The organism is Microbacterium terrisoli (assembly GCF_030866805.1).
GTDB lineage: Bacteria > Actinomycetota > Actinomycetes > Actinomycetales > Microbacteriaceae > Microbacterium > Microbacterium terrisoli.
Genome location: NZ_CP133019.1, coordinates 2323672 through 2350364 on the forward strand (window position 1 = coordinate 2323672; position 26693 = coordinate 2350364).

At 69.5% G+C, this 26693-nt stretch carries 28 protein-coding genes; 2 read left to right on the forward strand and 26 right to left on the reverse strand.

Annotated elements, in window-relative coordinates:
* Positions 1-76 precede the first annotated feature (76 nt).
* The 20 genes from argH to infC form a co-directional block, all read right to left on the reverse strand.
* A complete protein-coding gene (gene argH, locus QU603_RS10425; RefSeq protein WP_308491322.1) occupies positions 77-1501 on the reverse strand; it encodes an argininosuccinate lyase in 1425 nt (474 codons plus the stop codon).
* Positions 1498-2478, reverse strand: coding sequence for an ornithine carbamoyltransferase (gene argF, locus QU603_RS10430; protein ID WP_308491323.1), 981 nt, complete (start codon positions 2476-2478; stop codon positions 1498-1500). Before argF ends, argH begins: the two co-directional genes overlap by 4 nt.
* Positions 2479-2497: 19 nt before the next feature.
* A complete protein-coding gene (locus QU603_RS10435; RefSeq protein ID WP_370655298.1) occupies positions 2498-3739 on the reverse strand; it encodes an acetylornithine transaminase in 1242 nt (413 codons plus the stop codon).
* Positions 3726-4640: an acetylglutamate kinase gene (gene argB, locus QU603_RS10440; protein ID WP_308491325.1), complete on the reverse strand. Its 915-nt coding sequence runs from the start codon at positions 4638-4640 to the stop codon at positions 3726-3728. Before argB ends, QU603_RS10435 begins: the two co-directional genes overlap by 14 nt.
* Positions 4637-5794, reverse strand: a complete 1158-nt coding sequence (gene argJ / locus QU603_RS10445; RefSeq protein ID WP_308491326.1) for a bifunctional glutamate N-acetyltransferase/amino-acid acetyltransferase ArgJ — start codon at positions 5792-5794, stop codon at positions 4637-4639. Before argJ ends, argB begins: the two co-directional genes overlap by 4 nt.
* Entirely contained in the window at positions 5791-6909 is a 1119-nt protein-coding gene (gene argC / locus QU603_RS10450) for an N-acetyl-gamma-glutamyl-phosphate reductase (protein WP_308491327.1), read from the reverse strand. Before argC ends, argJ begins: the two co-directional genes overlap by 4 nt.
* Before the next feature lie 245 nt (positions 6910-7154).
* Positions 7155-8132 (reverse strand): NAD-dependent epimerase/dehydratase family protein, encoded by a 978-nt coding sequence (locus QU603_RS10455; RefSeq protein ID WP_308491328.1) that lies wholly within the window; start codon positions 8130-8132, stop codon positions 7155-7157.
* A complete protein-coding gene (locus tag QU603_RS10460; RefSeq protein WP_308491329.1) occupies positions 8129-8881 on the reverse strand; it encodes a dienelactone hydrolase family protein in 753 nt (250 codons plus the stop codon). The genes QU603_RS10455 and QU603_RS10460 overlap by 4 nt, the downstream gene beginning before the upstream one ends.
* 24 nt (positions 8882-8905) lie before the next feature.
* Positions 8906-10489, reverse strand: coding sequence for a hypothetical protein (locus tag QU603_RS10465; protein WP_308491330.1), 1584 nt, complete (start codon positions 10487-10489; stop codon positions 8906-8908).
* A complete protein-coding gene (locus tag QU603_RS10470; protein WP_308491331.1) occupies positions 10471-11238 on the reverse strand; it encodes an ABC transporter ATP-binding protein in 768 nt (255 codons plus the stop codon). The genes QU603_RS10465 and QU603_RS10470 overlap by 19 nt, the downstream gene beginning before the upstream one ends.
* A gap of 18 nt (positions 11239-11256) precedes the next feature.
* The gene (gene pheT, locus QU603_RS10475; protein WP_308491332.1) at positions 11257-13809 is read right to left on the reverse strand and encodes a phenylalanine--tRNA ligase subunit beta; all 2553 of its coding nucleotides are present in this window, start codon (positions 13807-13809) and stop codon (positions 11257-11259) included.
* Entirely contained in the window at positions 13809-14858 is a 1050-nt protein-coding gene (gene pheS / locus QU603_RS10480; RefSeq protein ID WP_308493999.1) for a phenylalanine--tRNA ligase subunit alpha, read from the reverse strand. Before pheS ends, pheT begins: the two co-directional genes overlap by 1 nt.
* A gap of 51 nt (positions 14859-14909) precedes the next feature.
* Positions 14910-15833, reverse strand: coding sequence for an amino acid ABC transporter permease (locus QU603_RS10485; RefSeq protein ID WP_308491333.1), 924 nt, complete (start codon positions 15831-15833; stop codon positions 14910-14912).
* Positions 15830-16510 carry an amino acid ABC transporter permease gene (locus QU603_RS10490; RefSeq protein ID WP_308491334.1) on the reverse strand — a complete coding sequence of 227 codons (681 nt, stop codon included), beginning with the start codon at positions 16508-16510 and terminating at the stop codon, positions 15830-15832. Before QU603_RS10490 ends, QU603_RS10485 begins: the two co-directional genes overlap by 4 nt.
* A 99-nt stretch (positions 16511-16609) precedes the next feature.
* The gene (locus tag QU603_RS10495; RefSeq protein WP_308491335.1) at positions 16610-17521 is read right to left on the reverse strand and encodes a glutamate ABC transporter substrate-binding protein; all 912 of its coding nucleotides are present in this window, start codon (positions 17519-17521) and stop codon (positions 16610-16612) included.
* 26 nt (positions 17522-17547) lie between these two features.
* Positions 17548-18339 carry an amino acid ABC transporter ATP-binding protein gene (locus tag QU603_RS10500; RefSeq protein WP_370655299.1) on the reverse strand — a complete coding sequence of 264 codons (792 nt, stop codon included), beginning with the start codon at positions 18337-18339 and terminating at the stop codon, positions 17548-17550.
* A gap of 85 nt (positions 18340-18424) precedes the next feature.
* A complete protein-coding gene (locus QU603_RS10505; protein WP_308491336.1) occupies positions 18425-19228 on the reverse strand; it encodes a TrmH family RNA methyltransferase in 804 nt (267 codons plus the stop codon).
* A gap of 78 nt (positions 19229-19306) precedes the next feature.
* Entirely contained in the window at positions 19307-19687 is a 381-nt protein-coding gene (gene rplT, locus QU603_RS10510; protein WP_308491337.1) for a 50S ribosomal protein L20, read from the reverse strand.
* A 31-nt stretch (positions 19688-19718) separates the two neighbouring features.
* The gene (rpmI, locus tag QU603_RS10515; RefSeq protein ID WP_308491338.1) at positions 19719-19913 is read right to left on the reverse strand and encodes a 50S ribosomal protein L35; all 195 of its coding nucleotides are present in this window, start codon (positions 19911-19913) and stop codon (positions 19719-19721) included.
* A gap of 68 nt (positions 19914-19981) precedes the next feature.
* Positions 19982-20638 carry a translation initiation factor IF-3 gene (infC, locus tag QU603_RS10520; RefSeq protein ID WP_308491339.1) on the reverse strand — a complete coding sequence of 219 codons (657 nt, stop codon included), beginning with the start codon at positions 20636-20638 and terminating at the stop codon, positions 19982-19984.
* Positions 20639-20827: 189 nt separating this feature from the next.
* Here infC and QU603_RS10525 point away from each other — a divergent pair, with 189 nt between their 5' ends.
* Positions 20828-21223 (forward strand): DUF1844 domain-containing protein, encoded by a 396-nt coding sequence (locus QU603_RS10525; protein WP_308491340.1) that lies wholly within the window; start codon positions 20828-20830, stop codon positions 21221-21223.
* Between the two features lie 33 nt (positions 21224-21256).
* Here the strand turns inward: QU603_RS10525 and QU603_RS10530 are convergent, their stop codons facing one another.
* The 6 genes from QU603_RS10530 to QU603_RS10555 form a co-directional block, all read right to left on the reverse strand.
* Entirely contained in the window at positions 21257-22126 is an 870-nt protein-coding gene (locus QU603_RS10530; RefSeq protein WP_308491341.1) for an SseB family protein, read from the reverse strand.
* Positions 22110-22859 carry a bifunctional 1-(5-phosphoribosyl)-5-((5-phosphoribosylamino)methylideneamino)imidazole-4-carboxamide isomerase/phosphoribosylanthranilate isomerase PriA gene (gene priA, locus QU603_RS10535; protein ID WP_308491342.1) on the reverse strand — a complete coding sequence of 250 codons (750 nt, stop codon included), beginning with the start codon at positions 22857-22859 and terminating at the stop codon, positions 22110-22112. The genes QU603_RS10530 and priA overlap by 17 nt, the downstream gene beginning before the upstream one ends.
* On the reverse strand, positions 22849-23514 hold the full coding sequence (hisH, locus tag QU603_RS10540) for an imidazole glycerol phosphate synthase subunit HisH (RefSeq protein WP_308491343.1): 666 nt from the start codon (positions 23512-23514) through the stop codon (positions 22849-22851). The genes priA and hisH overlap by 11 nt, the downstream gene beginning before the upstream one ends.
* Entirely contained in the window at positions 23511-24119 is a 609-nt protein-coding gene (gene hisB, locus QU603_RS10545; RefSeq protein WP_308491344.1) for an imidazoleglycerol-phosphate dehydratase HisB, read from the reverse strand. Before hisB ends, hisH begins: the two co-directional genes overlap by 4 nt.
* Positions 24120-24167: 48 nt before the next feature.
* On the reverse strand, positions 24168-25262 hold the full coding sequence (locus QU603_RS10550) for a histidinol-phosphate transaminase (protein ID WP_308491345.1): 1095 nt from the start codon (positions 25260-25262) through the stop codon (positions 24168-24170).
* Between the two features lie 93 nt (positions 25263-25355).
* Entirely contained in the window at positions 25356-25715 is a 360-nt protein-coding gene (locus tag QU603_RS10555) for a LysM peptidoglycan-binding domain-containing protein (protein ID WP_308491346.1), read from the reverse strand.
* Positions 25716-25967: 252 nt separating this feature from the next.
* Here QU603_RS10555 and lexA point away from each other — a divergent pair, with 252 nt between their 5' ends.
* Entirely contained in the window at positions 25968-26684 is a 717-nt protein-coding gene (gene lexA / locus QU603_RS10560) for a transcriptional repressor LexA (RefSeq protein WP_308491347.1), read from the forward strand.
* The last annotated feature ends 9 nt before the right edge of the window (positions 26685-26693 follow it).

A 26693-nucleotide genomic window follows, 5' to 3' on the forward strand; every position in this document is an offset into this window, starting at 1 on the left:
CCTCGATGGATCACCCTCGGTGATCACGCCCGGGTCGCAGCATCCTGCTGCTCTAGCCCCGTCCGCGCATGCGGGCTCAGACGCCGAGGGCGCGCGCCGCAGCCTGGGCGCGGGCGATGAGCTCGGCGCGCTGCTCGGCGACCCGCACGGGTGCGGTGCCGCCTGCCCCGTCGCGAGAGGCCACCGAACCTTCGATCGTGAGCACATCGCGCACCACGGGAGTCAGCTGCGGCGAGATCTGCGCGAGAAGCTCGTCGGAGGCATCCGCCAGCCCGATCCCCCGCTGTTCGCACGCCTGCACCAGCGCGCCGGAGATCTCGTGCGCATCGCGGAACGGAACCCCCTGCCGCACGAGCCAGTCCGCTACGTCGGTCGCCAGCGAGAATCCCTCTGGGGCCAGCGCCGCCATGCGGGCGGTGTCGAAGCGCAGCGTCGCGACCATCCCCGCGAACGCAGGCAGCAGCAGTTCGAGCGTCGCGGCGGAGTCGAAGACAGGCTCCTTGTCTTCCTGCAGATCGCGGTTGTACGCGATCGGCAGGCCCTTCAGCGTCGCCAGGAGCCCGGTGAGATTGCCGATCACTCGGCCGGCCTTGCCACGGGCGAGTTCCGCGATGTCGGGATTCTTCTTCTGCGGCATGATGCTCGAACCGGTCGAATAGCCGTCGTCGAGGGTGACGAAGCCGAACTCGCGCGTGTTCCACAGGATGATGTCTTCGGCGAACCGCGAGAGGTCCACGCCGATCTGCGCCGCGACGAAGGCGAACTCGGCCACCACGTCCCGCGCGGCGGTGCCGTCGAGCGAGTTCTCGGCCGGTCGGTCCAGGCCCAGTTCACGGGCGACCAGTGCCGGGTCCAGGCCCAGGCTCGAGCCGGCGAGCGCTCCCCCGCCGTATGGGCTCACACGCGCACGGGCGGCCCAGTCGCGCAGCCGCTCCAGGTCGCGCACGAGCGGCCAGCCGTGGGCCTGCAGGTGGTGTGCCAGCAGGATCGGCTGCGCGTGCTGCAGGTGGGTGCGGCCGGGCATGATCGCCGCGGGATGGGCCTCGGACTGCGCGACGATCGCGTCGATCAGACGCAGGATGCCGTGGCTGATCGAGCGGGCATGATCGAGCAGATACAGCCGTACGAGCGTGGCGATCTGGTCGTTGCGGCTGCGACCGGCGCGCAGTCGTCCGCCCAGATCGGCGCCGGCGCGTTCGATCAGGCCCCGCTCCAGGGCGCCGTGCACGTCTTCGTCGGTCTCAGCCGCGGTGAACGCCCCGCTGGCGACGTCCGCTTCCAGCGCGTCCAGCGCCGCGCGCATTCCCGCCCACTGCTCGTCGTCGAGGTAGCCGGCCGCATGCAGCGCCGCCGCGTGGGCGCGGGAGCCGGCGATGTCATATGGGGCTAGCGCCCAGTCGAAGTGCGTGGACTTGCTCAGGGCCGCAAGCTCCGGCGACGGCCCCGATGCGAACCGGGCGCCCCACAGGGCCCCCTCGTTGGTGCCGTGCTGGTTGGTCACGCCGCGCCTCCGGCCGCAACACCCGCCACGCCCGCAACGGGCGGCGAAGCCGCGCCGTTGTGCTGCAGCAGCCACACCAGCAGCGCCTTCTGGGCGTGCAGGCGGTTCTCGGCCTCGTCCCACACGACGGACTGCGGGCCGTCGATGACCTCGGCGTCGACCTCGTAGCCGCGGTCGGCGGGCAGGCAGTGGATGAAGATCGCGTCTTCACGTGCCTCACGCATGAGGTCACTGGTGACCTTGTAGCCGCCGAGGTCGCGGATGCGCTCGAGCTTCTCTTCTTCTTTGCCCATCGACACCCACGTGTCGGTGACCACGACGTCGGCTCCGGCGACCGCCTCGTGCACGTCGGTGAACAGCGAGAGCGAACCGCCGGTCTCGGCCGCGCGACGGTCGGCGTCGGCGACGACGTCTTCGCGCGGTGCGTACGCCTCGGGCGAGGCGACGCGCACGTGCATGCCCGCGGTGACTCCGGCCAGCACGTAGGAGTGCGCCATGTTCGACTTGCCGTCGCCGAAGAACGCGAGGGTCAGGCCTTCGAGCTCGCCCTTGTGCTCGCGGATCGTCAGCAGGTCGGCCAGCAGCTGGCACGGGTGGAAGTCGTCCGACAGGGCGTTGATCACCGGCACGCGGGTCCCCCGCGCCATCTCCTCCAGGCCCGCCTGCGCGTAGGTGCGCCAGACGATCGCCGCCACCTGCCGCTCCATCACACGCGCCGTGTCGGAGGGGGTCTCTTTGCCTCCGAGCTGGCTGCTCGCGGTCGAGATGATCAGCGGCGAGCCGCCCAGGTCGGCGATGCCGACGGCGAACGACACGCGCGTGCGCGTCGAGGACTTGTCGAAGATCACAGCGACGGTCTGCGGACCGGCCAGGGCCTTGGACGCCCAGCGGTCCTTCTTCAGTTCGATCGCGAGATCGAGGATCTCGGACTGCTCGGCACGAGTCAGATCGTCATCGCGCAGCAGGTGGCGGGTCACGTCGACTCCCTTGGGTTGCTCAGTGCATGGCATGCGGAACCTCCGGTACAGATGTGGATGCCGCGACTTCGGCCAGTGCGGCGGAGAAAAGGGTGGTGAATTCGTCGATCTCGGCGTCGCCGATCGTGTAGGCGGGAGCGATGCGGATCACGTCGGCTGTGGGCGCGTTGATGATCAGGCCACGCCGCTGCGCGGCATCCCGAACCTGCGACGCGACAGGCGCGGCCAGGGTGATGCCGATGAGCAGCCCCGCACCGCGCGTTCCCGTCACCAGCGGCAGACCGGCCACGGCGGCGCGCAGCTGGGCCCCTCGTTCGGTCACGTTCGCCAGCAGCCCTGCGTCCTCGATCTCGGTGAGCACCGCCGTGCCGACCGCGGTGGCCAGCGGGTTGCCGCCGAACGTCGAATTGTGAGTGCCCGGGGAGAACAGATCGTTGTGGCCGAAGGTGACCAGCGCGCCGAGCGGAAAACCGCCGGCGATGCCCTTGGCAAGGCTCATCGCGTCGGGCGTGATGCCCTCGCGCTGGAACGCGAACCACTCCCCGGTGCGACCGACGCCGGTCTGCACCTCGTCGAGGATCAGCAGCGCGCCGTGCTCGGTGGTCAGCTCCCGCGCGCGGCGCAGAAAGCCGTCCGGCAGCGGCACGACGCCCGCCTCGCCCTGGATCGGCTCCACCATCAGCGCGGCCACGGACTGCTCGTCGAACACGCGCTCCAGCGCCTGAAGCGACAGCTCGATGTGGGCGACGTCGGGCAGCAGCGGCAGGAACGGGTCCTGGTAGGCGTGCTTGGGAGTCAGCGACAACGAGCCCATCGTGCGCCCGTGGAAGGCGCCGTCCAAGCTGACGATGGTCGTGGTGCCGGTGGCGTGGGCGTGCAGCCGGGCGAGCTTGATCGCTGTCTCGTTGGCCTCCGATCCGGAGTTGGCGAAGAACACGTGCCCGCCATCGCCGGTGCCTGCCAGCCGCTTCAGTCGAGCGGCCAGCTCGAGCTGCGGCGGGGTCGCGAAGTAGTTCGACACATGCGCCAGCGTCGCCGCCTGGCGAGACACCGCTTCGACGAACACGGGATGCGAGTGCCCGAGCGCGTTGACGGCGATGCCGCCGAGGAAGTCGAGGTAACGGATGCCATCGGCGTCCCAGACGTGCGAGCCCTCGCCGCGCACGAGCAGCGCCAAACGCCCGCCCACATTCAGCAGATCGTGTGAGACATCGTCTTGCCAGCTCACGTCGACTCGCTCCGCTCGCTCAGTGCGTTGCATCCGCCACCACTTCCGTTCCGATTCCGTTCTGCGTGAAGATCTCCACAAGCACCGAGTGGGGCACACGTCCGTCGATGATGGCCGCCGTGTCCACACCCGCCTGCACGGCGTCCAGGCACGCGCGCATCTTGGGGATCATGCCGGACTCCAGCCGCGGCATCATCTCGGCGAGCTCTGTCGCCGTCAGGTGCGAGACGAGCGAGTCGCGGTTGGGCCAGTCGGCGTACAGGCCCGCCACATCGGTGAGGATCACGAGCTTGGACGCGCGCAGCGCGATCGCGAGGGCGGCCGCAGCCGCGTCGGCGTTCACGTTCAGGGAGTGGCCGGGTCGGTCCAGGTCGGGTGCGATCGAGGAGACGACAGGGATGCGCCCGGCAGAGAGGTGGTCGAGGATCGGCTGCGGGTCGACCTGCGCGACATCGCCCACGCGGCCCAGGTCGTGCTCGACACCGTCGATGACGACGCCTCGACGACGTCCGCCGAACAGGCCCGCGTCCTCTCCCGACAGCCCTGCCGCGATCGGCCCGTGCGCGTTGATCTTGGCGACCAGCTGCGGGTTGATCTGTCCGGTCAGCACCATGCGCACGACCGAGATCGCCTCGGTCGAGGTGACCCGGTATCCGCCCTTGAACTCGCTCGGGATGGCCAGCCGATCCAGCATCGCCGAGATCTGCGGGCCGCCGCCGTGCACGACCACCGGCTGCACCCCGACATAGCGCAGATAGGCGATGTCGGCGGCGAAGGCATCCTGCAGCTGCTCGGAGACCATGGCGTTGCCGCCGTATTTGATCACGACGATCTGGTCGCGAAAGCGTTTGAGCCACGGCAGCGACTCGATGAGCGTCTCTGCCTTGACACTGGCCTCACGGGGGTTGGTGTCTTGGATGCGGGCATCGGTCATGACGAATAGGCGCTGTTCTCGTGGACGTAGTCGTGGGTGAGATCGTTCGTGAGGATGCGGGCGGTGGCCTGGCCGCTCTTCAGGTCGATGACCACGTGCGTGGCGCGCGGGGTGAGGTCCACGTCTTCGCGCGGCGCGTCAGGGCCGCCGGCGGTGCACACGCGCACGCCGTTCATCCACACGTCGGTGTCGTACGGGTCGAACTGCGCCTTGGTCGTGCCGATCGCGGCCAGCACCCGCCCCCAGTTGGGGTCGTTGCCGAAGATCGCCGCCTTGAACAGGTTGTTGCGGGCGACCGAGCGGCCGACCTCGACCGCGTCGGATTCGGATGCCGCGCGCTGCACCTCGATCGTGATGTCGTGGCTTGCGCCCTCGGCGTCGCCCTGCAGCTTCTCGGCCAGTTCGATGCACACGGCCGTCAGCGCGTCTCGGAACCCCGCCGGTTCGGGCGTGATGCCGCTGGCCCCGCTCGACAGCAGCGTGACCTGGTCGTTCGTCGACATGCAGCCGTCCGAGTCGAGCCGGTCGAAGCTGACCCGCGTGGCCGCGCGCAGATGCGCGTCGGCGGCCGCGGCGTCCAGCACGGCGTCGGTCGTGATCACGACGAGCATCGTGGCAAGACCGGGCGCCAGCATTCCGGCGCCCTTCGCCATGGCGCCGATCGTCCACCCGTCTTCGGAGTGCACGACGGTCTTGCTCACGGTGTCGGTGGTCATGATCGCTTCGGCCGCGACCGCGCCGCCGTCGGCGGACAGGGCCGCCACGCCCTTCTGCACGCCGTCGAGCACCTTCGCGCGGAACACCTCGTCGCCGGACCCGATCAGCCCCGTCGAGCACACCAGCACGTCGCCCGAGCTGACCCCGAGCAGTTCGGCTGCCTTCTCGGCGGTCTGGTGCGTGGTCTGGAACCCGAACGCACCGGTGAAGCAGTTCGCCCCGCCCGAATTGAGCACGATCGCCTCGACGACACCGTCGCCGATGACCTGCTGCGACCACAGGATCGGGTTCGCCTGGGCGCGGTTGCTCGTGAACACCGCCGCTGCGACCTTGTCAGGCCCGCGGTTGACGACGACGGCGACGTCGGGCTTGCCGGTGGATTTCAGGCCCACGGCGACGCCGGCCGCCTCGAACCCTTTCGGCGCGGTGACGGTCACGGGGCGACTCCGTTCACAGTGAGGGCCCGGTCCTCCGCGAGGCCGAGCGCGATGTTCATGGACTGCACGGCGGCGCCGGCAGTCCCCTTGGCAAGATTGTCGACCGCGGTGACGATCGTGACCCGATCGACGTCCCGGTCGATGTGCAGGCCCATCAGGGCCGTGTTCGCCCCGATCACGTCGGCGGTGCGCGGGTAGACGCCCTCGGGCAGCACGTGCACGAACATCTCGCCGTCGTAGGCCTGCTGCCACGCGCTGCGGATCTCGGCGTCGGTGGCGCCGGCGGCGATGGGGGCCGACACCGTGGCGAGGATGCCGCGCGACATCGGGACGATCACCGGAGTGAAGGACAGATGGATGCCGGAGCCCCCGCGTTTCGACTCGCGCAGACCTGCGCCGGGCGAGCCCGCAGTGCGAGTCGAAGCGTCGCTGAACGCCCAGGAGAGGGCCTGCTTGATCTCGGGGATGTGCCGGTGCACGCCGCCGACCGCGTAGGGATTGGCCGAGCCGAGGATCTCGGAGCCCAGCAGGTGCGTCTTGGCGCTCTTGCCGGCACCGGAGGGCCCGACCGCCAGCACGGCGACGAGGTCGGAGCCGTCGATGACACCGGCGGCGATGCCGGGCGCGAGGCTCAGGCTGACGGTGGACGCGTTGCACCCGGGAGCCGCGATGCGGGTGGCCCCGACCAGGCGCTCGCGCTGCTTGCGACCGTCGGCCAACGGCCCGAGCGGCAACTCGGGGACGCCGTACGCCCACGGTTCGTGGAACGGGCCGGAGTAGAACGCGTCCCAGTCCGCGGCCGATTCGAGGCGGTGGTCTGCGCCGGCGTCGATGACCAGCGGCACATCGGTGAGCGCATCGGTGTACTGCCCCGATTGGCCGTGCGGCAGCGCGAGGAACACGATGTCGTGGCCCGCGAGAGTGGCGGGCGTGGTGTCTTGCAGCGTGAGATGCGACAGCGACCGCAGGTGCGGCTGGTGGGCGACCAGCGGCTGACCGGCGTTCGCGTGCGCGGTGACGGTGCGGATCTCGATGTCGGGGTGGGCCGCGAGAATTCGCAGAAGCTCTCCCCCTGCATAGCCGGAGGCGCCGGAGACGGCGACCGAATAGGTCATTCTTCTACCTTAGTTTCCGAGGTTCGCCGGACTCTGCCGGCACGGGCCGTATGACGGCGACGCCCTCGCGCATCCATGCGGGATGCGACGCGGGGTCGCCTAGAGTCGGCGGCCGCGGGAAACCGGACGCAGCCGGCGTCGGCTGTCGGCGGTGGCGCGCACGCAACCGAGGCTCACCGGGAGCTGCTCGAGGCTGATCGCGCGCATGGCCCGACGATATCGGTCAGGATGCCGCATCCGCAAATTCAGTCCCGTTCGCGCAGCAATGCGAGCTCGTCGTCGCGGCTGAGCCCCGCGCGACGCCGCCTGTCCAGCCCGCGCACGCGTTCATCGTCCAAGGTCCTGCGCAGAGTGTCTTCGAGCGGGCGGAAAGTGCCGCCCCGCTCGCGGTAGCGCAGGTTGCTGCGGCCCCAGAAGCCGACGAGGTCGCGCGGCAGCCACAGCGGCAACGAGCGCGGGCCCGCCCAGTACTCGACCTCGTGCGCGCGCAGCCACGCGTCCGGGGCCGCGACCAGCGGTCCGGTGTGGCCGGCGACCCCGCGTGCCTGGGCGAGCAGCTCGTCCAGCGCGATCGGGTCGCCGATGGCGTTGACCGTGCCCGCCCACGCGGTGCGCCCCACACCCACCACGAACGCCGCGAGGTCGTCGACGTCGATCACCGACGCGCCGAGTCCGCGGGCTTCGGGGACGAGCACGGGCTGGTCGGCGGCCAGCGCGAAGCGCGACACCCAGTAGCCGAAGCGGTCGGACGTGTCGCCGGGACCGACGATCAGGCCCGGGCGGATGATCGCCGCCCGGTCGCCGAGCTGCGCACGCACCGCAGACTCGATCGTCGCCTTCGCACGCGGATAGTCCAGGTCGTCACCGGGCGAGCCCGAAGGCACCGTGGCCGCCGTCTCATCGGCCCCGGCGAGGTGGTCGTCGGCGTAGACCGAGACCGACGAGATGTCGGTCCAGTGCCGCGCGCGCTCGCCGAGCGTCGCGAGCGCTGAGGCCGCCCAGGCCGCCTCAGAAGTGACATCCACGACCGCATCCCACTCCCGATCCGCGACCGCGGAGAGGGCACCCGGGGCGGTGCGGTCCCCGGCGACCAGGCGGGTCCCGTCGGGTGCGGGACGGATGCCGCGGGCAAAGCACGTCACTGCGGCCCCGGCATCCCGCCACCGGCGCGCGATGCGACCGCTCAACCAGCCCGTACCGCCGAGGATGAGGACCTCGGTCACCGTGTGGCGCCCAGAACCGATGCGAAGAACGCGGTGACCCGCTGCCAGGCATCCGCGGCCGCCTCGGCGTCGTAGCGCGTGCCCGTGTCGTTGAAGAAGGCGTGCGCCGCCTCGTCGTACACGATCGGGGTGAAGGCGACGCCGGCATCGGCCATCTGTGCGCGGACGGCGGGCAGCGCGTCCATCAGCGCCTTGTCCTGCCCGCCGTACAGTGCGAGCACCGGGGCGTGGATGCCGGCGATCCGGGCGGTGTCGGGCGCGGTGCCGTAGAACGGTGCGACAGCTCGGATGCGGTCGTCGGTGGCCGCGAGCAGGAAGGCGTACGTGCCGCCGAAGCAGAATCCGATGGTGCCGATGCGGCCGTCGACGCCCGCAACGGAGGCGACCCGGTCGACGGCTGCCTGCAGCGCCCCCACGGCCCATGCGGCGTATTCGGGCGCGTGCGCACCGGCGAGCGCCTCGCGCATGCGCGGCTGCGCCGCGGTGCGGGCCTGCTCGTCGCTCGAGTTCATGAGGGCGAACAGCTCGGCGCCCAACGAGGGCTCGATGCCGCCGTGGCTCAGGATGTCGGGGGCCAGGACGACGTAGCCTTCGCCGGCGAGCCGGTCTGCGACATCCGTGATGTGATCGGTCAACCCCCAGATCTCGTGGACGAGCACGAGGCCGCCGCGCGGCCGGGAGTCCGGATGGGCGAGGTAGGCGGCGAAGATCTCACCGTCGGGGGCGGTCAGCGTCACGGTTTCGGACATGACTTCACGGTACGCCCACGAACCTCACCCGGTCGGGAACGCCTTGATGCGCTGCAACAGATCGGGGCCGGTGCGATCCAGCAGACGCCCGCCGAGGATCGCCCCGGCGATCATCGCCCCGACCCCCACCGCGACCGCGACGATCAGGGCGATCCATCCCAGCGCCGCCCGGTCTGCGACCACGCCGATGGCGGCCAGGACCAGCGTCGGGGCCGCGATCACCATCACCGCGCCCATCACGACGAACACGAGCAGGCCGTTGACGAACGTCTGTCCGGGAACCGTCTTGAACGGACTGTCGCCGGGGCGGGCGACGGGCACCACGATCAGCGCCGACGACACGGCCGACACGCCGTACCCGGCGAGCACCAGTGCGAGCGCGGCCGCGAAGACCGCCGGCAGCGTGTGCCAGGTGTCTCCGACCGCGGCGGTGATCACTGCGACCGCCGCGATGGCGGGCACGCCGATGCACGCGGCCGCCAGCATCCGCCCCAACCTGTCCTCCCGGCCGCGCACGCCCGATGAGAGCACGCTGGCAAAGGCCGTGCCGTCGTAGGAGACATCGGTGTAGCCGACCAGCGAGAGCACGAAGCCGACGACCACCGTGGACGCGGCGAACGGGAATCCGTCGGTCCCGCCGGTGAACACGAACAGGACCGGCAGCAGCGGAACGATGATGAGCTGCCGCAGATAACGGGGGTCGCGCGTCCAGGCCTTCAGCGAGCGCGCCCACGTGGCGCCGACCCCACCGGTGGGCATCACGCCCAGCATCCCCAACGACCCGGCCTTCACTGCGCGGGCAGCGCGCCGTGGCGGCGAAGCGGTGGCTGCGGCCAGTGCCTGCGACCAGGCGAACCACAGCGCGGCCAGCGTCACGCAGCCGATGGCCAGTTTGATCAGTGCGGGTACCACGTCGCCGACGGCCAGATCGGCAGGTGCTGCCCAGACGGCACCCAACGGCGTCCAGCCGAGCACGTCGGCTGCCTGCGTCACGCGATCCAGCGACGCTCCGGCGGCATCCAGCAGACCGACCACGGCCGTCAGGATCGGGCCGGTGAATATCAGCAGCACCAGTACCACGGTCCCCAGGATCTCGCGACCGCGGCGCCCTGTCCCGAATCCGGTCGACAGCGTCGCCACCAGTCTGCTGGCCACCACGCACGTGCCCACGCCGACGACGACGCCCACGACTGCCAGCACCGCCGCAGCCGGCCAGCGCACCCACAGTGCCACGGTGCCCAGGGCTGCGAGCGAGGTGGCGATGCCCGGGATGCCGGTCGCCCCGGTCGCCGACAGCGCGATCATGGTCTGGCGCTGCGTGAACGGGAACGGGGCGAGCTTGGCCGCATCGACCGAGGTGTCGGTGCCTGCGACCAGGACCGGGGCGACCACCCATCCCAGGATCAGCGCCGCCCCGCCCAGGATCGCCGCCGTCCGCGCCTCGAGCGGTCCCTGCAGCACGGCCAGGGCGATCGACGCGCCGACCACCAGCGCCACCGCACCCAGTGCCCACAGCAGTCCGAACACGAAGCCCACCAACTGCCACGGGTTGCGGGCCAGCGTGGTGAACAGGATCCGATACCGCAGCCTCAGGACTGTCGCAACCACGCCGGTCCCCGCCCATCGTGCCTGCCGCCCACCAGCGAGAGGAAGCGGTCCTGCAGACTCGCGCCGGCACGGACCTCGTCGACAGTGCCCGCGGCCAGCACCCGGCCGGCGGCCAGGATCGCGACGTGGTCGCACATGCGCTGGACGAGGTCCATCGAATGGCTCGACACGACGACCGACCCGCCCGATGCGGTGTAGCCGCGCAGCACGTCTTCGATGTTGGCCGCCGACACCGGGTCGACGGATTCGAACGGCTCGTCCAGCACGAGCAGACGCGGCGCGTGCACGAGGGCGCAAGCGAGGGCGACCTTCTTGGTCATGCCCGCCGAGTAGTCGGCGACCACCGTGCCCGCCGCCTCGCGCAGATCCATCATCTCCAGCAGATCGGCGACCCGTTCGGCGATCTCAGGTCGCGCGATGCCGAACATCATCGCGGTGTAGGTGATGAGCTGTTCGCCGGTCAGCCTGTCGAACAGACGCACCCCGTCGGCAAGGTTGCCGATGATGCGCTTGGCATCGGCCGGCGCCTGCCAGAGGTCGATGCCGTGCACGCTGACCTCGCCCGCGTCAGGCCGCAGAAGGCCAGTGGCCATCGACAGGGTCGTCGTCTTGCCGGCGCCGTTCGGGCCCACCAGACCGAAGAACGAGCCGGTCGGCACCTCGAGGTCGATGCCGGCGACGGCGATCTTCTCGCCGAATCGCTTGGTGAGATTGCGGACCCGCAGCGCGGGTTCGATCGAAGACGTCATCGCGACGAGCGTATCGCGTCAGTCGCGCAGCTTCGCTGCGAAGCGTTCGGCCGCCAGCTGCACTCCCTGCAGCTTGGCGTCGGTTGCCTCGGCGGCGGTCAGTGTGCGATCGCCGGCGCGGAACAGCAGCGCGAACGTCAGGCTCTTCGTCCCGTCGGGCACCCCCGGCCCGCGATAGTCGTCGACCAGGCGCAGCGACTCCAGCAGTGCCCCGCAGCCGTCCACCAGCGCGCGGCGCACATCGGCTGCGGCGACCTCGGCGTCCACGACCAGCGACACATCCTGCGTGGCGGGCGTCTGCGTCGACAGCGAGGCTGCCACCACGCGCTCGCCCGCCGCCGACAGCAGCGCATCCAAGTCGAGCTCGGCGACGTACACGCGGCCGTGCAGATCGGCATCTTCGGTCACCTGCGGCAGCAGCTCGCCGAGATAGCCGACGGCGGCTCCTCCCACGGTGACGATGCCGGTGCGGCCCGGGTGGAGGGCAGGGTGCCCGGCGGCGCTCTCGGCCTGGACGACGTCGGCCGAGACGCCCGCGGCCGCCGCGATCACCCGCACGGCATCGATCACGTCGGCGATCGAGACGGGCACAGCCGCGAGGCCGGGCTGCTTGGCGATCGCGTCGCCCGCCAGCAGCACGCCGACGTGCCGCGGCTGCGGCGGGAGCGCGGCATCCAGCGCGGCCAGGGTCTCATCGTCGGGGCGCTGTGCGAGCGGCGGCACGGTGGCCGTGCCGTACTCGACACCCGGCTCGGGCAGGAACACCGCACCGAGTTCGAACAGCGCGAGGTCGGTGAACCCGCGCGCGAGGTTGCGGTGCGCGACCTGCAGCAGGCCCGGCACGAGGGAACGGCGCAGGTACGGTGCCTGCCCGTCGAGCGGATTGGCGAGCTTGATGCCCGGCAGCGGTACGCCCGCGGCAGTCCCGCGCAGGTCACCGTAGGCGTCATTGTGCGCGGCGGTCGTGAACGGGAACGACGGGGTCTCGACCAGTCCCGCGGCCGCCAGGGCGTTGGCCACGCGACGACGGCCCTGCTGCTCGGCGGTCCACCCGCGGCCGGAGGGCGGCGTGGGCAGCACCGACGGCACGCGGTCCAGCCCGTGGATGCGCGCGACCTCTTCGGCCAGGGTCCACTTGTCGGTCAGGTCCGGTCGCCACGACGGCGGGGTGACCGCCCATTGCGGTCCACCGGCGCGCAGCCCCTCGACGTCGACCACGTCGCAGCCGATCATCTCCAGTGCACCGGTGATCTCCTCGGCGGTGTAGTCCACGCCGATCAGACCCGGGACGAACGTCTTGGGCAGGAAGATCCCTTCCTGCTGGTAGGCGGTGAACAGCGCCCCGCCGACCTCCGAATCCAGCGTGCCTCCGGCAAGCTCGACCATCAGATCGGCCACGCGCCGGGCGGCGACGAACGGAATGGCCGGGTCCACGCCCCGCTCGAAGCGGCGGGATGCCTCGCTGGGCAGCTTGTGCCGGCGCGCGCTGCGCGCGATGGTCACCGGGTCGAACGTCGCCGCCTCGATGAGCACGTTGCGGGTGGACGCGCTGATCTCGGTGGCTCCCCCGCCCATCACGCCGGCCAGGCCGATCGGGCCGGAGTCGTCGGTGATCAGCAGGTCCTGCACATCCAGCGTGCGCACCTGGTCGTCCAGGGTGGTCAGCTTCTCGCCGGGCCGGGCACGGCGCACAGTGATGCCGCCGGAGAGCTTGTCCAGGTCGTAGCCGTGGATCGGGTTGCCCAGTTCGAGCATCACGTAGTTGGTGATGTCCACCAGCACCGAGATGGAGCGGATGCCGGCCAGCACCAGACGCGCGATCATCCACGGCGGCGTCGGAGCAGACGGGTCGACGTCACGCACGACGCGCACCACGAATTCGCTGGCACCGACGTTGCCGCGGATGGGAGCGTCGTCGGCCACAGCGACGGCGAAGCCACCCTCGGGCTGGCCCAGCTCATCCCAGAGGCGCTCCCCCGGGTCGCGGAAGGCCGCCCCGGTGGCGTGCGCGTACTCGCGGGCCACCCCGCGCATCGACAGCGCATAGCCGCGGTCGGGGGTCACATTGATCTCGACGGCGACGTCATCCAGCCCCAGCAGCGCTATCGCGTCGGCGCCCACCGGTGCGTCGATGCCGAGGTCGGCCAGCCGCAGGATGCCGTCATGCTCGTCGCCCAGGCCCAGTTCGCGCGCCGAGGCGATCATGCCGTCCGAGACATGACCGTAGGTCTTGCGCGCGGCGATCGGGAACGGGCCGGGCAGCACCGCGCCGGGCAGCGTGACCACGACCTTGTCACCGGCGGTGAAGTTGTGCGCACCGCAGACGATGCCGCGCACTCCCCCGTTCGCCTCGCCGACGTCGACCTGACACCAGTTGATGGTCTTGCCGTTGGTCTGCGGCTCGGGCGCGAACTCGAGCACCTGGCCGACCACGACGGGGCCGGAGATCTCGAAGCGGTGCACGTCCTCTTCTTCGAACCCGACCGCCACCAGGGACGCCAGCACGTCTTCGGGGGTGACATCCGGTGCCACCTCGACGTATTCACGCAGCCACGAGAGCGGGACGCGCATCACACCACCATCCCGAACTGCTCGCTGAACCGAATATCGCCCTCCGCCATGTCACGCATGTCCTGCACGTCGCTGCGGAACATGAGCGCGCGCTCGATGCCGATGCCGAACGCGAAGCCGCTGTAGACCTCGGGGTCGATGCCCGCCGCCCGCAGCACATTGGGGTTGACCATGCCGCAGCCGCCCCATTCGATCCAGCGTGCGCCGCCCTTGAAGGTGGGATGCCACAGGTCGAACTCTGCGGACGGCTCGGTGAACGGGAAGTAGTTCGTGCGCATGCGCGTCTTCGCCTCGGCGCCGAACAGCTGTCGGGCGATGTGGTCGAGGGTGCCCTTCAGATGCGCCATCGTGATGCCCTTGTCCACGACGAGCCCTTCGGCCTGCGTGAACACGGGCAGGTGCGTGGCGTCGTACTCGTCGGTACGGAACACGCGTCCGGGCGAAATGATGTACACCGGCAGCTCACGGGTGAGCATCGTGCGCATCTGCACGGGACTGGTCTGCGTGCGCATCACGAGGTGACGCTCGACCGGGTCGACATAGAAGGTGTCCTGCATCTGACGGGCCGGGTGGTCTTCGTCGAGGTTGAGGGCATCGAAGTTGTACCACTCGTGCTCGAGCTCGGGGCCTTCGGCGATTTCCCACCCCATGCCGACGAACAGGTCGCCGATCTGCTCCTGCAGAAGAGTGAGTGGATGCCGTGCGCCCACCCGCGACCGCTGCGCGATCGCGGTGATGTCCACGCGCTCGGCCTCCAGCCGCGCCGCCGTCTCGGCCTGCTCGAGCTGGGCCTCGCGAGCCGCCAGCGCCTGAGTGACCTGCCCGCGGCCCTGACCGATGAGCTTGCCGAACTGCGCCTTGTGCTCGGGTGCGACCTGGCGCATGCCGGCGTTCAGCCGCGCCAGCGGCGAGCCCTCGGCCATGTGCGCGCCGCGGGCCGCCTTCAGCTGCGCGGTGTCGGTGGCTGCGGCGATGGCAGCAAGCGCTGCGTGGACCGCGGCATCCACCGCCTCGGGTGAAATCTCAGAAACCTCGTCGGACACGAGAATCGAGTCTACCGGCGGCCGGCGGCACTCCCCGACGACAGGATATCCGGAGCGTCACCGCGAGGTGCCCTCCAGCGGTCCGGCCGCCCCGCCGCGCAGCGCGATCGACTCGGTGGCGGTGGCGGTGGCCGTGGCCCCCGCTCCGCCGCCGCCGCGACCGGTCGTGCGCACCTTGGGCGAACGGCTGGTGCTGCGCTGCACGCGGTAGGCGACGTACGACAGGATCAGACACAGGACGACGTAGATCGTGCCGCCGACGATCGCGGTGGGCACCAGCGGTGAGCCGAACGGCACCTGGTTGCCCAGCAGCTGGATGAAGTGCAGCAGCTCCGGGTAGGTGATGATGAAGCCCAGCGCCGTGTCCTTCAACGCGACCACGAGCTGCGAGATGATCACCGGCATCATTGCGCGCACCGCCTGCGGCATGAGGATCAGTCGCATGACGGCGTTCTTGCGCAAGCCGATCGCGTAGCCTGCTTCGCCCTGCCCGCGGGGCAGAGACTCCACGCCCGCGCGCAGCGCCTCGGCCAGCACCGAGCCGTTGTACGCGATCAGTGCGATCACCACCGCCCAGTACGGGTCCATGCGCACCCCGACGATGGGCAGTCCGTAGTACAGCAGCATCATGAAGATCAGCACCGGGATGGCGCGCAGGATCTCGACGATCCAGCCGACCGGCCCGCGCACCCACGCGTGATCCGAGAGCCTGCCCACGGCGAGGATGAACCCGAGCGCGAGGGCACCGATGGCTGCCACGATGAACGCGGACAGGGTGGCGCCCAGGCCTTCCAGCAGCAGCAGCCACGGGCGCGAGTAGGTGAAGATCGCCCATTTCTGGGCCTCGAACTGTCCGGTGGCCGCCAGGCGCCAGACAGTGATGCCCAGCAGCGCGAGCACCACGAGGATCGTGGCGGCGCCGAGCACCCGGTTGCGCACACGGGCGCGGGGGCCGGGCACGTCATACAGGACGGAGCTCATCGCTCGACCTTCCACTTCTTCTCGAGGACGCGCTGCAGCCACGCCAGCAGCAGCACCAGGACCACGAAGATCGCGGCGATCAAGACCAGGGTCAGCAGCAGGTTCTCGCCCGACAGCATCTGCTGCAGGATGTTGTCGGTGCGGCCCGCTTCACGGATCTCGCTGAGGTACAGCGTCACCGAGCCCAGGTTCAGCACCGAGAAGCCGGCGGCGACGGTCGTGTTCTTCAGCAGTGCGATGAACACGCTGACCATCGGTGGGATGACGGAGCGGAACGCCTGCGGCAGCACCACGAGCGACATCACCTGTCCGAAGCCGAGTCCGATCGCGCGTGCGGCCTCGGCCTGCCCGACCGGCACGGTGTTCACACCGGACCGGATCGTCTCGGCGACGTAGGTGGCCGTGTAGATGCCCAGCGCGATGGTCGCCAGGGTCAGCGAGTCGATCCGCTGCTGCAGGAGCAGCGGCATGCAGAACGCGAAGAAGAACATCACCAGCGTCAGCGGCGTATTGCGGATCCAGTTCACGTAGACCGCGCCCACGCCCCGTGCCACCGGCACCGGCGAGACGCGCATGACGCCCACGATGATGCCCAGCACGAGCGCTATGGCACCGCCTGCGAAGAACAGGATCAGCGTTCCCTGCAGAGCGTGCAGCCACAACTGCGAGACGTTCATCCCGCCTCCTCCCTCATCGGCTCCGGCACTGGTCTGTTCGTTTCAGGGCCGGAGCGGGGATCGGGTGGCGCGCACAGCGCGCCACCCGATCCTGCATGATCAGCCGACCGGGTCGACCGCCGGCTGCTCTGCCTTCACGCCGGAGGCGCCCAGGTTGTTGTCGAAGATCTTCTGCCACACGTCGTGACCGTCGGTCAGCGTGTTGTTGAAGAACGTCTGCAGCCCGGTGTCGCCCTTCTTCAGGCCGATGCCGTAGCGCTCCTCGCTGAACACGTCACCGACCGTCTTCAGCTTGTCGGGGTCCTGGGCCGCGTAGCCGAGGAGGATCGCCTGGTCGGTGGTGACGGCATCCACCTGTCCCTGCAGCAGGGCCTGGACGCACTTGGAGTACGTGTCGTACTCCTTGGTCTGGGCCGGCGTCTCGTCCTTGATCCGCTGGATCGAAGTCGAGCCGGTGGCCGAGCACACCACGTCGTCCTTGGTCAGTGAGTCCTTGCCGGTGATCGTGCTGTTGTCCTTGGACACCAGCAGGCCCTGCCCGGTGATGAAGTAGGGACCGGCGAAGGAGATCTGCTCCTTGCGCTTGTCGGTGATCGAGTACGTGCCGACGTAGAAGTCGATGTCACCGTTCACGATCGACTGCTCGCGGTTGGCCGAGGCGATCGGCTTGAAGTCGATCTTGTCTGCGCCGTAGCCGAGGGAGGCCGCCATCCAGCGTGCGATGTCGACGTCGAAGCCCGTGCGCTTGCCGGTCGTCGCGTCCAGGTAGCCCAGACCCGGCTGGTCCTCCTTCACGCCGATCGTGACCTTGTCGGCCTTCTGGATGCTCTCGAAGGTGGGGCTGTCGGGCACCGACACATCGGTGGCGACGGTCCACGGGGTGCTGGAGGCGGCGTCGCCGCCGTCGCCGTTCGTGCCGGTGTCGCCGGGAGTGCCGCTGTTGCAGGCGGTGAGCGCGAGCAGGGCCGCGGCCGCAACGCTCAGGCTCGCGATCAGGCGGGTCTTTCGCATGTGTCTCTCTCTTTCGTGCGGGTCGGTCAGTGCGTGAGAAGCTTCGAGAGGAAGTCCTTCGCACGGCCCGACTGGGGGTTCGTGAAGAAGTCTTCGGGGGTGGACTGCTCGACGATCTGGCCGTCGGCCATGAACACCACCCGATCGGCGGCCTTTCGGGCGAAGCCCATCTCGTGCGTGACGACGATCATCGTCATGCCGTCCTGGGCCAGGCCCACCATGACGTCGAGGACCTCGTTGATCATCTCCGGGTCGAGGGCGCTGGTGGGCTCGTCGAACAGCATCACCTTCGGGTTCATCGCGAGGGCCCGCGCGATGGCCACACGCTGCTGCTGGCCGCCCGACAGCTGCGCGGGCAGCTTGTCGGCCTGCTGCCCCACCCCGACGCGCTCCAGCAGGATCCGCGCCTCCTTCTGGGCGTCCTCCTTCTTGATCTTGCGGACCTTGATCGGGCCGAGGGTGACGTTGTCGAGGATCGTCAGATGTGAGAACAGGTTGAACGACTGGAACACCATGCCCACGTCGCTGCGCAGCTGCGCGAGGCCCTTGCCCTCTTTCGGCAGTTCTTCGCCGTCGATCGTGATGCTGCCGCTCGTGATCGTCTCGAGCCGGTTGATGGTGCGGCACAGCGTCGACTTGCCCGAGCCGGACGGCCCGATCACCACGACGACCTCGCCGCGGTGCACCGTCAGGTCGATGTCTTTCAACGCCTGGAAATCGCCGTAGTGCTTCTGCACGTTCTCGATCACGACCAGCGGATCGCCCCGCCGAACGCTGATGTTCGACGTGGGCGGGGCCGCGTCATCGGGGTTCGTCATGCGCACAAGCTTATGGACTGGGTGAAGAAATCACCGGTACCAGCCGTGAGTCTTAACTCATCCGTGACCCAACGCCGGCGCAGCATCAGGGTGTGCGCTGCGCGAACGCCGTCTCGTACAGGCAGACGCTCGCCGCCGTGGCGAGGTTCAGCGACTCGGCACGACCGTATATCGGCAGGCGCAGCGCCACGTCGGCCAGGGCCAGCGCGTCGTCTTCGAGACCGCGTGCCTCGTTGCCGAACAGCCACGCCGTGGGTCGGGCCAGAGTCCCGTCTGCGCGGGCGGCGAGCAGGTCGCCGCCTTTGACGTCCGCTGCCACCACGTGCAGGCCCGCCGCGCGGGCGGCGTCGACGACATCGGCCAGTTCGCCCCCGAGCGCGATGGGCACGTGGAAAAGCGACCCCGTCGTGGAGCGGACGACCTTCGGGTTGTATGGGTCGACGGTGCGACCGGTCAGGATCACGGCATCGGCCCCCGCCGCGTCGGCTGCACGGATGATCGTGCCGAGATTGCCGGGGTCGCGTACCTGCTCGCACACCGCCACCAGCCGCGGGGATGCTGCGAACACGTCGCGCGCGGAGGTCGGGAATTGGCGCGCCACCGCAACGACGCCCTGCGGAGTGACGGTGTCGGACATGGCCTCCAGCACCTGCTCGCTGGTGAAGACGAGGTCGACTCCGGCTTCGGCGGCGTGCCGGGCGATATCGGTGTGCTTGTCGGCGGCGGCAGGTGTCGCATACAGCTCGACGATGCCGTCCGGTCCGTAGGTCAGCGCCTCACGAACCGCCTGCGGGCCTTCGAGCAGGAACAGTCCGGTCTCATCCCGCATACGACGCTTGGTCAGCTTTGCCACGGCGCGCACACGCGCGGATCGGGGGTTCTCCAGCACGCGCCCAGTCTATGGGCGCTCGCTCGACGACGAAGGGTGCCCCTCCACCCGGAGGGACACCCTTTCGAAAAGCTCAGCTCACGCCCTGGGGGCGTTCACGTTCTCGGGCAGCGCCGTCTTCGCGGTCTCGACCAGCGAGGCGAATGTGGCGGGCTCGTTCACTGCCAGCTCGGCGAGCATGCGACGGTCCACCTGGACACCGGCAAGGCCCAGGCCCTGCATGAAGCGGTTGTAGGTGAGGCCGTTCTGACGGCTCGCAGCGTTGATGCGCTGGATCCACAGGCGACGGAAGTCACCCTTGCGCTTGCGACGGTCGCGGTACGCGTAGACGAGCGAGTGGGTGACCTGCTCCTTCGCCTTGCGGTACAGGCGCGAACGCTGACCCCGGTAACCGGAGGCGCGCTCGAGGATGACGCGACGCTTCTTCTGGGCGTTGACTGCCCGCTTGACTCTAGCCATTTCGTTTCGTTCCTAACGTGCGGTCGGTCGCTCAGCGCCCGAGGAGCTTCTTGACGTTCTTGGCGTCGGCGCCCGAGATGACCTCGTCCTTGTTCAGGCGGCGGGTGCGCTTGCTGGGCTTCACCTCGAGGTTGTGACGCATGCCGGCCTGCTGCTTCATGATCTTTCCGCTTCCGGTGACCTTGAAGCGCTTCTTGGCGCTCGAGTTCGTCTTCTGCTTCGGCATTTCTCTTCCTTCGTTGTGCATCCCGCGGTGCGGGAATGGTCATCCCGCGGAGCGGGAGCATGTGGGGCCTATTCGGCGTCCGCCGTGGAGGACTCGGGAGAAGTCGAGGTCTTCGCCTGCCGCGCCGCCTGCTTGTTCGCGGCGCGCTGGGCGTTCTGCTCGGTCTTGACCTCGGACTTGTTCTTGTGCGGAGCGATCACCATCACCATGTTCCGGCCGTCGATGCGCGGGCTCGACTCGACGGCGCCGAACTCGGCCACGTCTTCGGCGAAGCGCTTGAGCAGACGCACACCCAGTTCGGGCCGGGACTGCTCACGACCGCGGAACAGGATCATGGCCTTCACCTTGTCGCCGCCCTGGAGGAAGCCCTCGGCGCGCTTGCGCTTGGTTTCGTAGTCGTGACCCTCGATCTTCAGGCGGAAGCGCACCTCTTTGAGGATGGTGTTGGCCTGATTGCGTCGGGCCTCTTTCGCCTTCTGCGCAGCCTCGTACTTGTACTTGCCGTAGTCCATGATCTTGACCACGGGAGGCTTGGAGTTGGGCGCAACCTCGACGAGATCGAGGTCTGCCTCTTGAGCCAGACGCTGTGCAACCTGGATGGCGACGACGCCGACCTGCTCGCCGTTGGGACCGACGAGTCGGACCTCGGGCACGCGGATGCGCTCGTTGGTGCGGGGATCGCTGATGCGGAACTCCTCTGTCGTGCGGGTGGAGATCCGTGGCACAACTGCGCCACGGGAGGGACAGGCCACCCGCACGGTGCGTCACGCACCGGCTCCGCACCCTGGCTGCCGGCGAACCGACGGAGTGCAACGACCCGGTAGCCTGGAACGGCAAGCGCGGGTGGGATGTGATCCTCTTTCGAACCAGGACAGACTGCCCCAGAACTTGCCCAGTCTAGCAGAGAGTGCACAGTGACCACGATTCCGTCTGAGGCCGATGAGGAAGCCGCGCGTCAGGCGCGCTGGGAAGAACAGGAGCGCGCCGCCGCGGCGGCCACCCGCGACATCGCGGACGTGCCGGCGGTCGAGATCATCACCACCGCCGCCGTGCACCTGATGAGTGCCGCGGCGGTCAAGGTGGGCCTGGCAGACGACCCCGACGCGCAGCTGGATCTGGATGAGGCGCGCAAGCTCATCAACGCGCTGGCCGGGCTCATCACCGCCGGCGCCCCCGAGATCAGTGACGTGCACGCCCGATCGCTGCGCGACGGGCTGCGTTCGCTGCAGCTGGCCTTCCGCGAGGCCTCGCCGGTCCCCGACCCGATCGGCAAGGGCGCGGGCGAGAAGTGGACCGGCCCGGTCACCTGACCCGAACGGGTGCGGGAATCACGGGCCCGCGGCTCACTCCGAGCGGACGAGCTTGACGCTCAACGAGTCCACGAGCGTGGCGATGCGGTCATCGGCCGCCCAGCGCTTGGCCAGGCGCGAGAGCACGGAGTCCAGCTCCTGCTGATCGAGACCGTCCACGAGCGTCAGCCGCACGATGAGCTCCGGACCCCGCAGGCGTCCGTCGGGGTCGCCCGGTGCGACCTGAAGGTCGACGACGGCCAGTTCGCGCGCAATGCTCTCCTGCAGGCCCTCGAACACCTCCGTGTTGCGGAAGCTGGGCACCCAGGGGATCTGCTGCGCGACGGCCCACACCGCCGGCCGGCGCAATACGTACTCCGTCGGAGAACCCGGGTCGATGACGATCAGGTCGGTGTCATCGTCGGCCGCAGCAAGGGCCGTGCGGATGCCTTCGGCCGGAACAGGGCGGGCCGTGGCATCCCACCGCGTCACCGCCTCCACCGAGGTGAACACGGGCTGCACCCGGCGCCCGTCGGGGGCGGCGAGGGTCACGATCGACAGTTCGTGGGTCTTGTCCACGTGCAGACCCGACGGCGCCACCCCGTCGTCACCCTTCGACGTGACCAGCGGGATCAGCAGGCGCGCGGTGCGGTACGCATCCACGATCGCCGCAGGGTCGCCGTCGCCGGCGTGGAACGCGCTCAGCGCCGCCAGCAGCGCCGCGTCGGCCGTGCCGTCGTCGCCGGCGTGCGGATTGGCGTGGAAGGACCGGCCTGCCCAGGGCTGGCCTGCGGAGTCGGTGGGGTGCGGTGCGAACTGCGCCGGACCGTGGTACTCGCGGGCGGCGTGGTCGTGGTGCGCGCAGTGATCGTCGTGCGCGTGATCGTCGTGCGTGAGGCCGGCGTCGTCAGTCGCGTGCGACATCCAGCGCCTCCGCGAGCGTGAACGCACCGGCGTACAGCGCCTTGCCGACGATCGCGCCCTCGACACCCAGCGGCACCAGCTCGCGCAGCGCGGCGATGTCGTCGAGACTCGAGACGCCCCCCGAGGCGACGACGGGTTTGGTGGTACGTCCGGTGATCTGCCGCAGCAGGTCGAGGTTCGGGCCGCGCAGCGTGCCGTCCTTCGTGACATCGGTGACGACATAGCGGCTGCATCCGGCGTCTTCGAGGCGCTCCAGCACCGACCACAGATCGCCGCCGTCGCGCGTCCAGCCGCGGGCGGCCAGCGTCGTGCCGCGCACGTCGAGACCGACCGCGACCGCGTCGCCGCAGCGACCGATCACATTCGCGGCCCACTCCGGGTTCTCCAGGGCCGCAGTGCCGAGGTTGATGCGCGTGGCGCCGGACTCCAGCGCCGCCTCCAGCGACACGTCATCCCGGATGCCGCCCGAGAGCTCCACCTGCACCCCTTTGACCTGCTTGATCACCCGGCGCAGCACCGCGGCGTTGTTGCCACGGCCGAACGCCGCATCCAGGTCGACCAGATGAATCCATGCGGCGCCCTGCTTGACCCACTGGTGAGCCGCCTCGACTGGATCGCCGTAGTCCGTCTCGCTGCCGGCCTCCCCCTGCGTCAGGCGGACGGCCTTGCCGCCGGCGACGTCGATGGCAGGAAGGAGGACGAGTTCGGGAGTGGCGGCGAATTCACTGGACACGAGGTGAAAGGTTAGCCCCGCCCAGGCCTTCTAACCAATTGGACAGCAACCTGATGCCCGCAGCGCCCGACTTCTCCGGATGGAACTGCGTCGCACACAGCGGACCGTTCTCCACCGCCGCCAGGAACGGCGACCCGTAGTCGCACCACGTCAGCACCGGTTCTGCGAACGGCTGCTGGGTCTGCAGGCTCCACTGCTGCGCTGCGTTGGAGTGCACGAAATAGAAGCGCTCGTCCTCGACACCGGCGAACAGTCGCGACCCGGCGCCTGCGCGCACCGTGTTCCAGCCCATGTGTGGCAGCACCGGGGCATCGAGTGCGGTGACCGCTCCCGGCCACTCCCCCAGCCCCTCCGTGTCCACTCCGCGTTCGATGCCCTGCCCGAACAGCACCTGCATGCCCACGCAGATGCCGAGCACCGACCTGCCGCCGGCGAGCCGCCGGTCGATCAGCTCGTCGCCGCGGATCGCGCGCAGCTGGTCCATCACCGCAGCGAACGCACCGACGCCCGGAACGACCAAGCCATCGGCATCCCTCACCAGGCCCCGGTCGGCGGTCAATCGGGCATCCGCACCGGCGGCGATGAGCGCCTTGACGGCGGAGTGCACGTTCCCCGAGCCGTAGTCCAGGACCGCCACCAGCGGCCGGACGGTCACAGGGCACCCTTGGTGCTCGGGATGCCGATCACCTGGGGGTCGAAGGCCTTGGCCTGTCGGAACGCCCGGGCGAAGGCCTTGAACTCCGCCTCGGCGATGTGGTGCGGGTCGCGGCCGCTGACCAGCCGGACGTGCGTGGTGAGGGCGGCGTGGAACGAGATCGCCTCGAAGCTGTGGCGCACCAGCGAGCCGGTGAAGTGCCCGCCGATCAGGTGCAGCTCGAAGCCGGAGGGCTCGCCCTCATGCACCAGATAGGGGCGACCGCTGACGTCCACGACGGCCTGGGCCAGGGCCTCATCGAGGGGCACGAGCGCGTCGCCGTAGCGGGAGATGCCGGATTTGTCGCCCAGCGCCTCGGCGACGGCCTGGCCCAGCACGATCGAGACGTCTTCGACCGTGTGGTGCACGTCGATATCGGTGTCGCCCGATGCGCGCACCGTCAGGTCGGTCAGCGAGTGCTTGGCGAATGCGGTCAGCAGGTGGTCGAAGAACGGCACGCTGGTGTCGATGCGGCCCACGCCCGTGCCGTCCAGGTCGAGGTGCAGTTCGACCGAGGACTCGCTCGTCGTACGCGTGCGGGAGGCCGTGCGGGCGGGTCTGCTCATGAAGCTGATTCTACTGAGCGCACGGGGCGTGTTGCGGCCCGGCCGCGATCACCGCGCGGGTGTGACGGAGGCGAGGGCGTCCAGGAACGCGGAGGTCTCGGCCTCGGTGCCGGCAGTGACCCGCAGGCTGCCGGGCAGCCCCACGTCACGGATGAGCACCCCGCGGTCGTACAGCGCCTGCCAGGTCGCGGCCGGGTCCTCAACGCCCGAGAAGAGCACGAAGTTCGTCCATGACTCATACGGGTTGTACCCCAGAGCGGCCAGGGTCGCCGAGATGCGGTCACGCTGCACGACGATCTCGTCGACGGCGGCCAGCATCGTCGGCGCGTGCCGCAGCGCGGCCGAGGCCGCCGCCTGCGTGAGCGCGCTGAGGTGGTACGGCAGCCGCACCAGCCGCAGAGCGTCGATCAGCGCGGGGTCGGCGGCCAGATACCCGACGCGCGCGCCGGCGAAGGCGAACGCCTTGCTCATCGTGCGCGAAACGACCAGGCGCTCCCGATCGGGCAGCAGCGTCAGCGCGGACTGCTGCTCGCGCGGCGCGAACTCCCAGTACGCCTCGTCCACGATCACGATCCCGCGCGAGCGCGCATAGACCGCATCGATCACCTCGAGCGACAACGGGGTGCCGGTCGGGTTGTTCGGCGAGCAGAGGATGACGACATCCGGATCGGCCTCGGCGACCTGCGCCACCGCGTCGTCGGCAGCGATGGTGAAGTCGTGGGCACGGGTGCCGGCCACCCACTGCGCTCCGGTCCCGCGCGTGAGCAGCGGATACATCGAATATGTCGGCGCGAAGCCGAAGACGGTGCGGCCGGGACCGGCGAAAGCCTGCAGCAGGTGCTGCAGAACCTCGTTCGACCCGTTGCCCGCCCAGATCTGCTCGCGGGTCAGCCCGTGACCGAGGTAGTCCGCGAACCCTTCCCGCAGGTGCGTGAACTCGCGGTCGGGATACCGGTTGACGTCTCGCAGCGCGAACGCGATCGCATCGACGATGTCGTCTGAGACGTCCTTCGGGATCGGATGTGTGTTCTCATTCACATTCAGCGCGACCGGCAACGCGGCCTGCGGGGCGCCGTACGGCGTCATCCCGCGCAGATCGTCACGAACGGGCAGATCTTCCAGGCGAGGACTCACAGCATCCATCGTAGAGTGCCGCGTCCGCACTGCTCTCACCCGTGCCGGCTCTCACCCGTGCCGGCTCCCACCCGTGTCAGCCGCAGACGCCGGCCTCGCGCCTCACGACGCCGGCACGTACTGCGCGGGGATCGCGATGCGCTCCCCCGGCTGGAGCGCGACGCCGTCCAGGGCGTTCAGCCGCACGATCGCGTCGACCACGTCACGAGGATCCGAACGGGGCGCGACCTCTTGCGCGATCGACCACAGCGTGTCGCCGGCCTGGACCGACACCGTGGAGAACGTTCCCGCCGGAGCCCCGGCATCCTTCGACGCCAACGCCGCTCCGCCGCCGATCACCGCCATCGCGATCGCCCCCGCGACCGGAATCGCCACGATCGCTGCAAGGACACGACGACCACGCAGCGTCAACCGCAACCGCGTGGTGGGTGCCGGGTGCGAAACCAGTGAGATGCCGGACATTGGTCCTCCTGTTCGGACGAGAAGTTCGGGGGCCGCACTCGGCCGGGAGCGTGGCCCCCGAATCTCTCTTCCAAAGTTATCTTCGATTCAGTACACTGTCAACAGGGATCCGGATCGGAGATGTTTCAAGCCGACACGCCCGCAGGCTGGCCCTCGTTCGTCTTCGGACCGGATACCGTTTCGATGAGGACACCCCATCACCAACCTCCGACATTCGAAGACGCTGCCCCGGGTGGCAGGACGGGAGCTGACATGACCGATGCGAACCAGCGCGGCGAGAACCACGCCGCCGCGGCAGGCGACACCAAGCCGCGACGTCAGACGCGACGCCGAAAGAGCCTGAGCGACAAGCAGCTGGCCATCCTCGAGGTCATCGCCCAGTCGATCACCCGCTACGGCTACCCGCCCAGCATGCGCGAGATCGGCGACGCGGTCGGTCTCAAGTCGCTCTCCAGCGTCACGCATCAGCTCAATCAGCTCGAACTCAGCGGCTATCTGCGCCGGGATGCGGGCAAGACCCGCGCGATGGAGATCCTGATCGACCTGCCTGGCACGTCTGCAGAGAACCCCGCAGACACCGCCCCCGCGGTCGGCGACGCGGCGCTGGTGCCGCTGGTGGGTCACATCGCGGCCGGCGTGCCGATCACCGCCGAGCAGCAGGTCGAAGAGATCTTCCCCCTGCCGCGTCAGCTCGTGGGCAAGGGCGAGCTGTTCATGCTCAAGGTGCAGGGCGAGTCGATGATCGACGCCGCCATCTGCGACGGCGACTGGGTGGTGGTGCGCGCGCAGAACACTGCGGCCAACGGTGAGATCGTGGCGGCGATGCTCGACGGCGAAGCGACGGTCAAGACCTTCCGCCAGCGCGACGGACACACGTGGCTGCTCCCCCGCAACTCGGCCTTCGAACCGATCCTGGGTGACGAGTCCGTGGTGCTGGGCAAGGTGGTGGCGGTGCTTCGCGCCGTCTGAGCCGCAGAG

What these genes read in the sequence shown, in the direction of transcription:
- QU603_RS10435 (WP_370655298.1), bottom strand. Translation starts at nt 3,739, where the DNA reads ATGCAACGCACTGAGCGAGCGGAGCGAGTCGACGTGAGCTGGCAAGAC.
- argB (WP_308491325.1), bottom strand. Translation starts at nt 4,640, where the DNA reads ATGACCGATGCCCGCATCCAAGACACCAACCCCCGTGAGGCCAGTGTC.
- argC (WP_308491327.1), bottom strand. Translation starts at nt 6,909, where the DNA reads ATGACCTATTCGGTCGCCGTCTCCGGCGCCTCCGGCTATGCAGGGGGA.
- QU603_RS10460 (WP_308491329.1), bottom strand. Translation starts at nt 8,881, where the DNA reads ATGTCCGAAACCGTGACGCTGACCGCCCCCGACGGTGAGATCTTCGCC.
- QU603_RS10470 (WP_308491331.1), bottom strand. Translation starts at nt 11,238, where the DNA reads ATGACGTCTTCGATCGAACCCGCGCTGCGGGTCCGCAATCTCACCAAG.
- pheT (WP_308491332.1), bottom strand. Translation starts at nt 13,809, where the DNA reads ATGCGCGTCCCGCTCTCGTGGCTGCGTGAATACGTCGAGGTGGCACCG.
- QU603_RS10485 (WP_308491333.1), bottom strand. Translation starts at nt 15,833, where the DNA reads ATGAGCTCCGTCCTGTATGACGTGCCCGGCCCCCGCGCCCGTGTGCGC.
- QU603_RS10490 (WP_308491334.1), bottom strand. Translation starts at nt 16,510, where the DNA reads ATGAACGTCTCGCAGTTGTGGCTGCACGCTCTGCAGGGAACGCTGATC.
- QU603_RS10495 (WP_308491335.1), bottom strand. Translation starts at nt 17,521, where the DNA reads ATGCGAAAGACCCGCCTGATCGCGAGCCTGAGCGTTGCGGCCGCGGCC.
- QU603_RS10500 (WP_370655299.1), bottom strand. Translation starts at nt 18,339, where the DNA reads ATGACGAACCCCGATGACGCGGCCCCGCCCACGTCGAACATCAGCGTT.
- rplT (WP_308491337.1), bottom strand. Translation starts at nt 19,687, where the DNA reads ATGGCTAGAGTCAAGCGGGCAGTCAACGCCCAGAAGAAGCGTCGCGTC.
- rpmI (WP_308491338.1), bottom strand. Translation starts at nt 19,913, where the DNA reads ATGCCGAAGCAGAAGACGAACTCGAGCGCCAAGAAGCGCTTCAAGGTC.
- QU603_RS10530 (WP_308491341.1), bottom strand. Translation starts at nt 22,126, where the DNA reads ATGTCGCACGCGACTGACGACGCCGGCCTCACGCACGACGATCACGCG.
- hisB (WP_308491344.1), bottom strand. Translation starts at nt 24,119, where the DNA reads ATGAGCAGACCCGCCCGCACGGCCTCCCGCACGCGTACGACGAGCGAG.
- QU603_RS10550 (WP_308491345.1), bottom strand. Translation starts at nt 25,262, where the DNA reads ATGGATGCTGTGAGTCCTCGCCTGGAAGATCTGCCCGTTCGTGACGAT.
- QU603_RS10555 (WP_308491346.1), bottom strand. Translation starts at nt 25,715, where the DNA reads ATGTCCGGCATCTCACTGGTTTCGCACCCGGCACCCACCACGCGGTTG.
- lexA (WP_308491347.1), top strand. Translation starts at nt 25,968, where the DNA reads ATGACCGATGCGAACCAGCGCGGCGAGAACCACGCCGCCGCGGCAGGC.